Genomic DNA, 11,830 nt, shown 5'->3' on the forward strand with positions numbered 1-11,830 from the left:
TATTGCTTTTCTCGGGCATGGCCGGCGCAGCCCAGACGCTGGAAACCACCTACCGCACCAATGGCCAGACGGTGCAGTCTGCCTTTGAGTCGGTGCGAGAGGTTTTGCAGAATAGCAGCGCGGTGATCCAGCGCGGCAACAAGGAACTCGCCTACGGCACCGTGATGTCCGCCAATGGCGTGATCCTCACCAAGGCCAGCGAAGTCGCCGAGGGCGAGGGTCTGACTGTCACGATCGGTACCCAGGTTTACAAGAACCCGGCCCTGTTGGCGGTGGACAAGACCTGGGACGTCGCCTTGCTCAAGATTGAGGCGACCGGGTTGGTTCCGGTAAAGCTGGCGACTGACCTGCCTGATCCTGAGCGCGGGACTTGGGTGGTGGCCAATGGTGCCTCCAGTCGACTGAAGCGGCGGCCGCAGGTGGGGATCATCGCTGCGAATGCGCGTGAAATTTTGCCTGCCGGTGGCGTGGTGCTCGGCATCACTTTCAAGGAAAAGGAAGAGAAGAAGCTGGTGGTCGAGGAGGTCCGCGGAGGCAGTGGTGCTGAAGCCGCCGGGATCAAGCCGGGCGATGTGATCGTTGCTGCCGGCGGTCAGGATGTCACCGACCACGAGTCACTGGCGAAGCTTTTTGAAAACCGCCACGCCGGTGAAGAAATGGAAATCGCCGTGGAGCGTGAGGGCAAGAAGATCACCATGCAGGTCAAGCTGGCCGCACGCATGGATCTCTTCCCCGAAGCGGAAGAGGATAAGAGCCGCAACGACATGATGAGCGGCAATTTCTCCTCGCGGCGCAGCAACTTCCCGCGGGTCATCCAGCACGACATCATTGCCAATGCCAGCACCATCGGCGGGCCTTTGCTCGACCTCGATGGCCGCTGCCTGGGCATGAACATCGCGCGGGCCAACCGCTGTGAGACCTTCGCGATTCCCGCCGGGGATCTGAAGAGCTTGGCGGATAGGTTGATGACGCAGGCGCAGGTGAAGTGAGGGTGTGCGCCGCTAAGCCCGATAGGTCGCATGGGACTTATTGGACCTATGTAGCTAGCGGCCCCGCTTCCAAAAACCGCTAGTATTCCCATTGGCGAAACAGCGGTCCGGGCGTATTCTCCAACAGAAGAAAATGAGCGAGTCTGATGCCCCGATCCAACTGCAAGGCAAGATCCTCCTGGCGGATCCTTCACTGCATGATGGGATCTTCGACCGCTCGGTGATCCTGCTGGCCGACCACTCGGCGGACGAGGGTGCTTTTGGTCTGATCCTCAACCATCCCACCGGACACAACGTGGGCGATTTCCTGAAGGAGGAGGCCTTTGAACCGCTGAGAAACATCCCGGTCCATTTGGGCGGCCCGGTGTCCCGGGAGCACCTTACCTTTTCCGCCTTCTGGTGGACGGAGGACGATCGCCTGAAGTGGCACGTGCGCATTCCCGTGGAGCAGGCGATCCGCCGCAGCCGACAGCCGGGGACCTTGGTCCGGGCCTTCGTCGGCTACTCGGGCTGGACCGCCGGGCAACTGGAAGGGGAGATCCGGCGCAATACTTGGATCACCACCCGGCCGACTGCTGACCTGCTGGGCCAGACCCACGACCGCGACCTCTGGGCCGGCATCCTGCGCTCGATGTCGCCCTATCACCGGGTACTGGCCGAGGCCCCGGAGGACCCGAAGGCGAACTGAAGCTCGGTGAATCCGTAATTCGGCATTGGCTGCCATCGGATTGGACTAGCCAAAGGGGAAACCCCGCCTTAGACCGCCTGCGCCGTGTCGGAGAGCACCGAGACTCACTTTTTCAACATCGAGGGACCAATCCGCCTGCGCGAAGGAGGTGAACTCGCCAGTGCGAGGTTGGCCTACGAGACTTGGGGCAAGCTGAATGCCGAGGGGACCAATGCGATCCTGCTCTTCCATGCGCTCTCCGGTTCGCACCACGCTTGCGGCACCAATCCCGCTATTCCCGACACCGGCACGCTGTGGCAGCCGGAGATGCAGGAAGGCTGGTGGAACGACATGATCGGGGCGGGCAAGGCGCTGGATACCTCGAAGTTCTTTATCGTCTGCGCGAATTTCCTCGGCGGCTGCTACGGCTCGACTGGCCCGGCCTCGATCAATCCGGCGACTGGCAAGCCCTACGGCTCGTCCTTCCCGAATGTCACTACTGCGGACCAGGCGGAGCTCCAGGGCAAGCTGCTGGATCACCTCGGTATCGGCAAGTTGCACGCGGCGATCGGCCCCTCGGTCGGCGGCCTCATTGCTCTGACCTTTGCGACCCGCTTCCCGGAGCGGGTGAAGAACGTGATCTCAATCGCATCCGGCTACAAGACCACCGTCTTGAACCGCCTGATCCTGTTCGAGCAGATCCTGGCGATCGAGAATGACCCGCACTTCAACGGCGGCGACTACTACGACAACGCCGGGCCGCTCTACGGCCTCGCACTGGCGCGGATGATCTCCCACAAGACCTTCGTCCACCTCGATGCGATCGAGCGCCGTGCACGGCAAGATGTGGTCCAGCCGGACGATATCCTGGCTTGGTATCGCGTGCGCGACCAGTTCCAGAGCTACATGCTCCATCAGGGCAAGAAGTTCACCAAGCGCTTCGACGCGAACACCTATCTCCGCATCAACGACATGTGGTCGCGCTTCGAAGGCGCGAGCGAAGGCGACGCGGAGACGCCCGTGGACTTGTTCTCGCGCTGCGCGGATGCCGGCCAGCGCTGGCTGGTGTTCTCGATCGACTCTGACTTCTGCTTCTACCCGGAAGAGCAGACCGAGCTGACCAAGCATCTTGAGGATGCGAAGGTCAATGTGATGCACGTCACCGTGCACTCCAGCAAGGGGCACGATTCCTTCCTGCTCGAGCCTGACTACTATACACCCCATATTTCCTGGGTGCTGGGGCGGGGGTGAGCGTTGTTCCCTCGGAGTCTTCCCGGGAAAGGATGCTCCCGTGTCAGCTCAAACCCGCCAAGTCCCGAAGACCTTCCCCATCCGGTAGTCCTCTCCTTCCTCGATCTTCCCGCAGCGGAAGTAACCCTCATCATACTCCGCCCACCAAGCGGGGCAGGGTGGCATGAAAGCCCCGAGATTGACGATCAGTTTGCCGCGCTTCCGCCAGATCCCGGTGCGGTGGAAATGTCCCTTCACCAGGATCTGCGCCTTCGGAAAATAATGTTCGGCGAAGTCCGCCGCGACATTCGCCTGCTGGGTCCACACCCGCAGGATCTCATACGCGCGCCGCGGGGGGCGTAGCGCTTCGAAGACCCGGTTCCAGATCTTCTGGCCCTTCGGATACTCGATTGCGCGGAGCACCAGTGCCATCTCACGCGCGACAACGATGCGCGCCGCGGGATCATCAATCGCCGCCGCGTGGCGCTCCCACAACTCGGCAACTTGCTCATGTCGCGCGAAGGCTTCACGGCTCCATGGAGAACCTTCGGCAAAGAAAGCATCGCCATGGGTGATGACGATGCGGCCGCCAGCGAGTTCGACCCAGCCGGGTCCCGGCCAGCCGGGGTCATGGTTCCCGGAAAGGAAAATGGCCTCCACGTCTTCTTCCGCGCAGAGCTCCTTCAGCTCCTCTAGCATGGCCGAGGACTTCTCGCGGAAGGGCCGGGCGAGTTCCTGCCAGGTATCGCCATTGAAGATGACCGTGCCCGCACCTGCGATCAGCGGGCGGAACTTCGCCACCGCATCGATCCGCGAAACGCGGTGACCGAGATGAAGGTCGCCGAGGATGCGGACCGGGAACTTCATGCCGGAATCCGCTGCCGGACAGCTTCGTAGAGGCAGATCCCGGCGGTCACGGAAGCGTTCAGGCACTCGACCTTGCCAGCCATCGGCAGCTTGCCGAGGAAATCGCAATTCTCTTCGGTCAGACGGCGCATGCCTTTTTCCTCAGCACCGATCACCAGGGCAAGAGGCCCTTTCAGGTCGAGCTGATAGAGCAGCTTCTCCGCATGGTCGGAGGTACCGACAATCCAGACGCCAGCCTTCTTGAGGTGCTCCATGGTCCGCGCCAGATTGGTGACCTGCACGAAGGGTACGTGGTCCGCCGCTCCCACCGAGATGCGGCGCACGGTCTCCGTGATGCCCACGGCCTTGTCCTTTGGTGTGACCACGGCATGCACACCGGCACCATCCGCGCTGCGGAGGATCGCGCCGAGATTGTGAGGATCCTGCACGCAATCGAGGATCAGGATAAAGGGGCTCTTCTGTTCCGCCACCAGGCGCATCAGGTCGTCCTCGTCCAAGGCGGGAGCGGGGGCCGACTGGGGCGCCGGGGCATCCGGTCGGTCCTTGCGGGCGTGGCGGTTGTCCCGGGCTTCATGCTCGCGGCGGCGGGGCTTCATGGCGGGAGGATGGGGAAATGGAGAACGAGTGCCAAGTGATCAGTGAGCAGGAAAGACCCTTGGCGGTTCATTTTGCCCGCGGGTGTGCGTCGTCGTAGGCTTGGCGCAGCCGCTCCTTGGTCACATGCGTGTAGATCTGGGTGGTAGAGAGCGAGGCGTGGCCCAGCAGGCTCTGGACCGAGCGCAGGTCCGCGCCCGCGTCTAGCAGGTGGGTGGCGAAGCTGTGGCGCAGCTTGTGCGGGGAGATCTTGAAGGGGATCGAGCTGAGCTTGAGGTATTTTTTCAGCAGCAGGTCGATCGCCTGCTGGGTGATGCGGGTGCGGCGCTTCCCGAGGAAGATCGGGCCATTGGTCACCACCGCCTCGCGCAGGTAGCGCTGGAGGGCGGCGAGGGCCGGTCCGCCGATCGGGACGATGCGCTCCTTGGATCCCTTGCCGGTCACCCGGACATTTTCACCGTGGAAATCGATGTCCTTCACGTCGAGCCCCCGCAGTTCCGAGATGCGCAGACCGCAGGAGTAGAAGAGCTCGAGGATCGCGGCATCCCGCATCGGCATCCACGGCTGGGTCTGCTTGTGGATGGGAGCGGTTAGGGGGAGGGCGAGCAGTTCGTCGACCTGCGCGATGTTGAGTACCACCGGCAGTTTCTTCTCCGGCTTGGGAAGTTGCACTTCCGCGACCGGGCTGCGTGCGAGACCACGGCGGTGGACCAGGAACTTGTAGAAGGAACGCAGCGCGGCGAAGCGCAGGCGGATGGTCGCCTTGGCTAGCTCCTGCTTCATCATGTCGTAGAGCCAGCGCCGGAACTCATCGGCCGTCACTTCCCGCCAGCCGGGGAACTTCGCGCCGAACCAAGTGCGGCAGCTTCCGAGTGCGAGCTGATAGTTTGCGAGCGTGCGCGGCGAGGCGCTGCGCTCGACCTCCATGAACTTCAGGAAGGCACTCTCCAGCTCTTCATCCATCGATGTTGGGCGGGGTGGGCTCGGGCTTCTTCCGATTGCGGATCAGGACGGTGATCAGGAGCACAACCCCGCCGCCGACCAATCCAGTTCCGATCACGACTCCAAGCCAAGCCATCTGGAGTTCCTTCTCCACGATGGCCATGGTCGCGGGATTGACACGCGAGGGACCCAGTTGCAAGTCACGGGCCTTTTTCGCGCGATTTGCCACCAGTAAGAACAGGATGGTCGCGCTCACGAACATCGTGAGGGCAATGCGGACGAGACGGTTCATTTTATGCGCAGGCCGGACAGGTGCCGAAGAATTCGAGTTCGTGATACAAATTGCGGAAGCCGGTCTTGCGGCGGATCTCGTCCTCCAGCTCATGGACAGGGCAGGGGGCCTTCACCGCCTCGATGCTGCCGCATTCCGTGCAGATCAGGTAATCCTGATGCCGCCCCGGCACCAGCAGGGTGAAATAAGCCGCCCGCTCGTGCAGCCCCAGCCGGCGCACCACGCCCTTCTCCGCCAGCCGCTGGAGCAGGCGGAAGACCGTCGCCTTGTCACACTGGTCCCGCAGCCGCGGCGAGGCGGCCAGCTCGGACAAGGTCATCGGCCGCGGCGAATCCAGCAGCGTGACGATGAGCTCCTCCAGCGCCTTGGTGCGGCGCAGCCCGGCATTCCGGCAGCGGTCAATGGTTTGGGCGACGATTTCGGACATCCCGGGGCGAAGGTAGGGTGGGGTGGGGGATTTGAAAGTGGGAAAAGGAGGCGCACAGCCCTCTATGCGGCCGAAGCCCGATGGAGTGTCTCAGAACAAACTCTGCTGCGCGTCGGTCGGCGGCGGCATTTTCGCTCCGATCTTGGCGTAGGCCGCAGGTAAGGCCACCCGACCGCGAGGAGTCCGCTGCAGGAAGCCTTGCAGGATCAGGAAGGGCTCATGCACTTCCTCGATCGTCGCGGCATCTTCTCCCACCGCCACGGCCAGCGAACCGACACCCACCGGCCCGCCGTTGAACTTGTAGATCATCGCCTCGAGGATCCGTTTGTCCATTTCGTCGAGGCCTTGGGCGTCGATTTCGATCATGGCGAGGGCGGCATCCGCGGCGGGACCGGTGATGGTGCCACTGGCTTTTACCTGCGCGTAATCGCGGACCCAGCGGAGCAGGGCATTCGCTACGCGCGGGGTCCCGCGGGAGCGGGCTGCGATCTCCATCGCCCCGTCGTGGACGATCGGGATATCCAGCAAGCCGGCCGAGCGCTCGATGATCTGCGCCAGCTCATTTTGGGTGTAATAGTCCAACCGGTTCACCAGCCCGAAGCGCGAGCGCAGCGGCGCGGTCAGCATCCCGGAGCGAGTGGTTGCTCCTACCAGAGTGAAGCGGGGCAGGTTGAGCTGGATCGATCGCGCGGAGGGGCCGGAATCGATGATGATATCCAGCCGGAAGTCCTCCATCGCCGGGTAGAGGTATTCCTCGATCGCCGGGTGAAGGCGGTGGATTTCGTCGATGAAGAGGACGTCGCCCTTCTGCAAATTCGTAAGCACGCCAGCCAAGTCCCCGGCCTTCTCAATCTGCGGTCCCGAGGTCACGTGGAGCTGGGAGCCGGTGGCGCGGGCGATGATGTTGGCCAGCGTCGTTTTTCCCAGTCCAGGCGGGCCGGAGAGCAGCACGTGGTCGAGCACATCCCCGCGCTGGCGGGCCGCCTCCACCATCAGCAGCAAGCGCTCTTTGACCTTCTCCTGGCCGATGAACTCGGAGAAAACCGGCGGGCGAAGCGAGACGTCGAAGGACGTGGTCGGGGCGGCAGTAGTCTTCTGGTAGAAATTCTCGCTCATCCGGGGCGCGGCTGCGGCTCAACAGACCATGGCGCTGGCCGGATGAACACGATTTTTCGCGGAAGAATGGGCTTTACAAGCTGGCGCGGTTCCGTAATTTCCGCGGCCCGCACCGCACCGCCAATTTTCCCATGAAAGTTCTTTCTTCCCTCTCGTCCGCCAAGCGCCGCCATGCCGACTGCCAGGTCGTGAAGCGCAAGGGCACGCTGTACGTGATCTGCAAGACCAACCCGAAGTTCAAGGCCCGCCAAGGTGCCACCAAGGGAACCCGCCTTTCGAAGCAGGGCGTCAAGTAATACTGTCTCAAGCAGTTACAGATTTTGGAGAAGGCGACCTGCGGGTCGCCTTTTTCATTTCCCTTTTCACACGACGATCCCGACTTCCCGGAAGGAAAAGTAGGGCTCACGGCCCGCGTCCGGGCGACCAACGATGAGGTGGTCGAGGAATTTCACCTGCATCAGGTCCGCGGCGTCGATGATCCGGCGGGTAAAAATCTCATCAGCCTTGCTGGGGGATGGATCACCGGAGGGGTGATTGTGGATCAGCACGAAGCCGTAGGCACCGCGGGTAATCACCGGCTTCAGCACGTCCCGTGGGTGGGCGACCGTCTCATTCAGATTCCCCGAGCTGATTTCCACCGTCCCCTCGTGGCGCAGGCGGGTGTCCAGTAGCGCCACGATCAGCTTCTCATGCCTTAGCCAAGCGAGCTGCGGGGCGAAGGTGCGGTAAATGATTTCCGGCGCGTCCAGTGGTTGTCGGCCGATTTGCTCGCGCACCGCCCGTGCGCCCAGCTCGAAGGCCGCCACCAGTTGGCAGGCCTTGGCTAGGCCGAGGCCCGGTTGTTTTGACAGTTCCGCCACCCCGGCGCTGCCCAATGCTCCGATCGACCCGAAATGCTGCATCAGGTCGCGCCCGATCTGGATCGCGCTGCGGCCCACCATTCCGGTGCGCAGGAAGAGAGCCAGCAGCTCCGCATTGTCCAAGGCCCCCGGTCCGAACTTGGCCATCTTTTCCCGCGGCCGTTCGTCGAGGGGCAGATCGGCGATCAGGTTTGACATGATCGCATGAACACTTCTGCTTGCGGTTTTGGCAAGCAGGATCTTGTGTTCAATTGAACTTTCTAATCCTTTGCCGCCTTCGGATCCAGCGCGTCGCGCAGACCATCTCCCAGGAAGTTCAGGGAGAACAGGGTCACCGAGAAGAAGATCGAAGGGAACAGCAGCTGCATCGGATTCGTCAGCATGAAGTTCGCGCCCTCTTGGATCAGCACCCCCCAGGAGCTGTTCGGTGCCTTCACGCCAAGTCCAAGGAAGGACAGGGTAGCCTCAAACATCATCACCCCCGGAATCGTCAGCGTCGTGTAGACGATGATCGGGCCGAGGCTGTTAGGCAGGATGTGGCGGAAAAGAATCCGTAGGTGTCCCAGACCCAGCGAGCGCGCCGCTTCCACGAAGTCGAGGCTCGCCACGCTCTGGACCTGCGCACGGACGATGCGAGATACCGTGAGCCACGACAGCGCTCCGATCGCGACAAACACCGGCACCAGCGTGCTGAGCGGCTCCACCCAAGTGCGGGTGTCATTGAGCTGCTTGGCAGTGGCGCTTTTCCCTGCGATCAGGTCGACCGCCCAAACCGTGAGTTCATCCGTATACGGTTCGAGGATCTTGCTGAGCAGGATGATGATTACCAGGAAGGGCAGTGCGTAGAGGATATCCACCACCCGCATCATGAAGGCGTCCATGCGTCCGCCGACATAGCCGGCCACCGCGCCCCAGACCACGCCGATGGTCACCGCCACGAAGGTTGTGATCAGGCCCACCGCGATGGAGACGCGGCCGCCGAACATCACCCGGGAGAAGAGATCGCGACCCAAGTGGTCCGTCCCGAACCAATGCTCGCCACTTGATCCCAAATTGCGGTGCAGCAAGTCGGTCTTGTTAGGGTCCTGAAGGAAGTCGGGGATCGATGGCAGGATCACGCAGATCGCGCCAATCAGGAACAAGAATACCAAGCCGACCATGGAGGCGCGGTTGCGGCGCAGGCGCAACCAGGCATCGAGCCATAGCGAGGAACCTTTCTCGGCAGAGGTCATGGAATCGTTGGAAAAAGCGGGATGAGAGGGATCGGGAGCGGCGGGATCAGGCTGACTTGCGCAGGCGCGGATTCAGCCATGCCCCGGCGAGGTCGGTCACGAAGTTCGCGAGAATCACCAGCGTGCCGTAGATCATCGTCACGCAGAGGATCATCGGGACGTCCAGAGTCTCGATCGCTTTGATGAACTGCCGGCCCAAGCCGGGGACTTGGAAGACGGTCTCCACCACCAGTGAGCCGGAGACGATCCCCGCGAAGGCTGGCCCGATGTAGGCCACGGCCGGGATCAAGCCGCCGCGCAGGCAGTGGCGGATCAGGATTTGCGAGCCGGGCACCCCCTTGGCGCGGGCGGTGCGCACGAAGTCCTGTGAGAGTGTCTCCAGCATGCCGGCACGCGTCAGGCGCGAAAGATAGGCCGCATAGGCCAGCCCCAGCGTGATCGCTGGCAGGATCCAAGTATTCGGCGTTCCAGCCTCCCAACCGTAGGCAGGGAGTGCCCCGAGCTTGCGGCCGAAGTATTCCGCCAGGATAGGGCCAATCACGAAGGCAGGAAGACAAATACCCAACATCGCCAGCATCATCGATCCGGTATCGATCAAGCTGTTCTTGCGCGCGGCCGCGATGCAGCCCGCAGGAATACCGATGCTCAACGCCACGATCATGGCGGTAATGCCGAGCTGGAAGGAAACCGGCAAAGCCTGTTGGATCACCTCGATCACCGGCCGGCCTTCAAGGCGGTAAGAGTAGCCGGGATCACCCTGCACGAAGTTGCCGAGCTGCATCGCATACTGCGTCGTCAGCGGCTTGTTCAGGCCGTAGTAGGCCTCGACCTTGGCGCGGATATGCTCGGGCATCGCACGCTCGGAGGCGAGCAAGTTGCCGGGCATGGCGCGGGTGAGGAAGAAGGTGATCGTGAAGAGCAGATACAGCACGAGGATGCTTTGGAGCAGCCGGCTGAGCAGGATCTTGAACATGGGCCCGTGCGTGTTTCAGTTCAGGGTTCGAGGGAGATTTCCGCCCAGGGATGGTTGTCGAGCAGGAGCTTGTGCCAGCCCTTGACCTCCGGCCTCAGCAGGTAGTTCCGGCCGCGATAGGAGATCGGCAGGATCGGCTGCTCTTCGATCAAGATGCGCTCGGCTTTCTTGAAAAACTCCAGGCGCTGCTTCTCGTCGGACTGGTGGGCGGCTTCGGAGAGCAAGCGCTCGAACTCTTCGTTTGACCAGCCGGTGTTGTTGTTGCCGTTCCCCTTGGTCCACATCAGCAGGAAGGTGGAGGGGTCGAGGTAGTCACCGGTCCATGCTGCCAGAGCGATGTCGTAGTCGAGCTTCTGTTGGGCCGTCACGTAGGAGCCCCAATCCTTCGGCTGTGGATCGACTAGAATGCCCAGCGTGTCCTTCCACATCGCCTGCAGCGCCTCGATCGTGGCGCGGGAGCCGGTGCTGCTCATCAGGATTTTGAAGCGCGGCACGCCTTTGCCGCCCGGATATCCGGCTTCCGCCAGCAATGCCTTCGCGCGCTCGGGATCGAAGCTCACGATCTGATCCGGGTGATAGTCGCCCAAGTCCGGCGTGATTGTGCCGCAGGGGGTGTTGCCCTGCAGGATGTTGTCGCAGAGTTGCTTGCGGTCGATCGCCAGTGACATCGCCATCCGCACCTTCGGATTGTCCAGTACTGGACGGGTGATGTTGGTGCGGATGAAGTCGGTCGCGAGATAGGGCTCCTGGCGCAGGAATTCAGGATGCTCCGCGCGGATCTTCTCCACCAGCGGCGGGGGGAGCTGATAGGTGGTGTGGAGCTGCCCGGCCAGGAAGCCGCGGGTTTCCGTGTAGAAGTTCTCCACCGGCACAAAGCGCACCCCATTGAGCTTCACGTGGGCGGCATTCCAGTAGAGCGGATTCTTGACGGTCTCCACCTTGTCGTTGAAGCGCCATTCCTTGAGGACGAAGGGACCATTGCCCACGTAGTTGCCCGCCTCGCTCCACTTGGTGAAACGGTCGGTCATCTTGCCGAAGCGCAGGATCACATGCCGCGGCACCGGGAACCAAGTGTAGTGGCGCGTCATCCCCAGCAGGAAGGGCACCGGCTCGCGCATGGTGATCTTCAGCGTGTAATCGTCCGGGGTGGCGACACCCACCTGGCTCCAGTCGGTGATCTCACCCTTGTTGAAGGCTTCCGCGTTCTTGATGAAATAGAGCATCTCTGCATACGGCCCGGCTAGGTCCGGGTGCAGCAGCCGGTGGTAGGCGAAATCGAAATCGGCGGAAGTCAGCGGCGCGCCGTCGGACCACTTGCCGTCCGGGCGCAGGTGGAAGGTCCACTCGGTGAAGTCCGCATTGTGCTCCCAGGAGGTGGCGGCCCCCGGCGGGTAGCCGGTATCGGATTCCGGGTCCTCTGCCACCAGGCCCTCTAGCAGAGCCCGGATGATATTGTGCTCGATCACCCCGGTCACCAGATGCGGGTCCAGGGCCTTCGGATCATTGGCATTGCCGACGATGAAGATTTTCTCCCGGTTGGCCTTCTCGACCTGCGTTTCCCGCTGGCAGCTTGCCAGGCAGAGGAGGGCGGGGAGCAGGAGAAGGGTGCAACGTGTCATGTCGTGCCGCAGCACTAGCGGG

The 11,830-nt window shown here is 62.5% G+C and carries 14 protein-coding genes; 4 read left to right on the top strand and 10 right to left on the bottom strand.

All coding sequences use genetic code 11. The features are described from left to right. The first annotated feature begins 17 nt into the window (after positions 1-17). The 3 genes from BV071_RS28225 to BV071_RS28235 all read left to right on the top strand — a co-directional run bounded on the left by BV071_RS28225 (position 18) and on the right by BV071_RS28235 (position 2,907). The gene (locus BV071_RS28225; protein WP_035614563.1) at positions 18-989 is read left to right on the top strand and encodes a PDZ domain-containing protein; all 972 of its coding nucleotides are present in this window, start codon (positions 18-20) and stop codon (positions 987-989) included. A gap of 133 nt (positions 990-1,122) precedes the next feature. Continuing rightward, positions 1,123-1,677 (top strand): YqgE/AlgH family protein, encoded by a 555-nt coding sequence (locus BV071_RS33865; RefSeq protein ID WP_052573980.1) that lies wholly within the window; start codon positions 1,123-1,125, stop codon positions 1,675-1,677. A gap of 84 nt (positions 1,678-1,761) precedes the next feature. After that, entirely contained in the window at positions 1,762-2,907 is a 1,146-nt protein-coding gene (locus BV071_RS28235) for a homoserine O-acetyltransferase (protein ID WP_035614566.1), read from the top strand. A 48-nt stretch (positions 2,908-2,955) separates the two neighbouring features. Here BV071_RS28235 and BV071_RS28240 read toward each other — a convergent pair whose 3' ends face one another. From BV071_RS28240 to ruvB, 6 genes are all read right to left on the bottom strand, one after another. Further along, a complete protein-coding gene (locus BV071_RS28240) occupies positions 2,956-3,753 on the bottom strand; it encodes a metallophosphoesterase (RefSeq protein WP_035614568.1) in 798 nt (265 codons plus the stop codon). Beyond that, positions 3,750-4,349 (bottom strand): 23S rRNA (guanosine(2251)-2'-O)-methyltransferase RlmB, encoded by a 600-nt coding sequence (gene rlmB / locus BV071_RS28245; RefSeq protein ID WP_052573981.1) that lies wholly within the window; start codon positions 4,347-4,349, stop codon positions 3,750-3,752. Before rlmB ends, BV071_RS28240 begins: the two co-directional genes overlap by 4 nt. Positions 4,350-4,416: 67 nt before the next feature. Next, positions 4,417-5,310, bottom strand: coding sequence for a tyrosine recombinase XerC (locus BV071_RS28250; RefSeq protein ID WP_035614570.1), 894 nt, complete (start codon positions 5,308-5,310; stop codon positions 4,417-4,419). Further along, positions 5,303-5,581, bottom strand: coding sequence for a hypothetical protein (locus BV071_RS28255; protein ID WP_035614573.1), 279 nt, complete (start codon positions 5,579-5,581; stop codon positions 5,303-5,305). Before BV071_RS28255 ends, BV071_RS28250 begins: the two co-directional genes overlap by 8 nt. Before the next feature lies 1 nt (position 5,582). Then, positions 5,583-6,008, bottom strand: coding sequence for a transcriptional repressor (locus BV071_RS28260; protein WP_035614574.1), 426 nt, complete (start codon positions 6,006-6,008; stop codon positions 5,583-5,585). A gap of 90 nt (positions 6,009-6,098) precedes the next feature. Next, on the bottom strand, positions 6,099-7,124 hold the full coding sequence (gene ruvB / locus BV071_RS28265) for a Holliday junction branch migration DNA helicase RuvB (RefSeq protein ID WP_035614577.1): 1,026 nt from the start codon (positions 7,122-7,124) through the stop codon (positions 6,099-6,101). A gap of 131 nt (positions 7,125-7,255) precedes the next feature. On the opposite strand from ruvB, the gene ykgO reads away from it, so the two are divergent. Beyond that, the gene (ykgO, locus tag BV071_RS34535) at positions 7,256-7,420 is read left to right on the top strand and encodes a type B 50S ribosomal protein L36 (protein WP_075091026.1); all 165 of its coding nucleotides are present in this window, start codon (positions 7,256-7,258) and stop codon (positions 7,418-7,420) included. A gap of 66 nt (positions 7,421-7,486) precedes the next feature. Here the strand turns inward: ykgO and radC are convergent, their stop codons facing one another. The 4 genes from radC to BV071_RS33870 form a co-directional block, all read right to left on the bottom strand. After that, on the bottom strand, positions 7,487-8,182 hold the full coding sequence (radC, locus tag BV071_RS28270; protein ID WP_035614578.1) for a DNA repair protein RadC: 696 nt from the start codon (positions 8,180-8,182) through the stop codon (positions 7,487-7,489). A gap of 62 nt (positions 8,183-8,244) precedes the next feature. Beyond that, entirely contained in the window at positions 8,245-9,216 is a 972-nt protein-coding gene (locus BV071_RS28275) for an ABC transporter permease (protein ID WP_035614580.1), read from the bottom strand. 46 nt (positions 9,217-9,262) lie between these two features. Further along, the gene (locus tag BV071_RS28280; protein WP_035614583.1) at positions 9,263-10,189 is read right to left on the bottom strand and encodes an ABC transporter permease; all 927 of its coding nucleotides are present in this window, start codon (positions 10,187-10,189) and stop codon (positions 9,263-9,265) included. Positions 10,190-10,209: 20 nt separating this feature from the next. After that, a complete protein-coding gene (locus BV071_RS33870; protein WP_052573982.1) occupies positions 10,210-11,808 on the bottom strand; it encodes a peptide ABC transporter substrate-binding protein in 1,599 nt (532 codons plus the stop codon). Positions 11,809-11,830: the final 22 nt, after the last annotated feature.

Source organism: Haloferula sp. BvORR071 (assembly GCF_000739615.1).
In the GTDB taxonomy this organism is placed as follows: Bacteria; Verrucomicrobiota; Verrucomicrobiia; order Verrucomicrobiales; family Akkermansiaceae; genus Haloferula.

Coding starts and splice junctions, on each gene's coding strand:
- BV071_RS28280 (WP_035614583.1), bottom strand. CDS start 10,189: ATGTTCAAGATCCTGCTCAGCCGGCTGCTCCAAAGCATCCTCGTGCTG.
- ykgO (WP_075091026.1), top strand. CDS start 7,256: ATGAAAGTTCTTTCTTCCCTCTCGTCCGCCAAGCGCCGCCATGCCGAC.
- BV071_RS28275 (WP_035614580.1), bottom strand. CDS start 9,216: ATGACCTCTGCCGAGAAAGGTTCCTCGCTATGGCTCGATGCCTGGTTG.
- ruvB (WP_035614577.1), bottom strand. CDS start 7,124: ATGAGCGAGAATTTCTACCAGAAGACTACTGCCGCCCCGACCACGTCC.
- BV071_RS33870 (WP_052573982.1), bottom strand. CDS start 11,808: ATGACACGTTGCACCCTTCTCCTGCTCCCCGCCCTCCTCTGCCTGGCA.
- BV071_RS28240 (WP_035614568.1), bottom strand. CDS start 3,753: ATGAAGTTCCCGGTCCGCATCCTCGGCGACCTTCATCTCGGTCACCGC.
- BV071_RS33865 (WP_052573980.1), top strand. CDS start 1,123: ATGAGCGAGTCTGATGCCCCGATCCAACTGCAAGGCAAGATCCTCCTG.
- BV071_RS28250 (WP_035614570.1), bottom strand. CDS start 5,310: ATGGATGAAGAGCTGGAGAGTGCCTTCCTGAAGTTCATGGAGGTCGAG.
- BV071_RS28255 (WP_035614573.1), bottom strand. CDS start 5,581: ATGAACCGTCTCGTCCGCATTGCCCTCACGATGTTCGTGAGCGCGACC.
- radC (WP_035614578.1), bottom strand. CDS start 8,182: ATGTCAAACCTGATCGCCGATCTGCCCCTCGACGAACGGCCGCGGGAA.
- BV071_RS28225 (WP_035614563.1), top strand. CDS start 18: ATGGCCGGCGCAGCCCAGACGCTGGAAACCACCTACCGCACCAATGGC.
- BV071_RS28260 (WP_035614574.1), bottom strand. CDS start 6,008: ATGTCCGAAATCGTCGCCCAAACCATTGACCGCTGCCGGAATGCCGGG.
- rlmB (WP_052573981.1), bottom strand. CDS start 4,349: ATGAAGCCCCGCCGCCGCGAGCATGAAGCCCGGGACAACCGCCACGCC.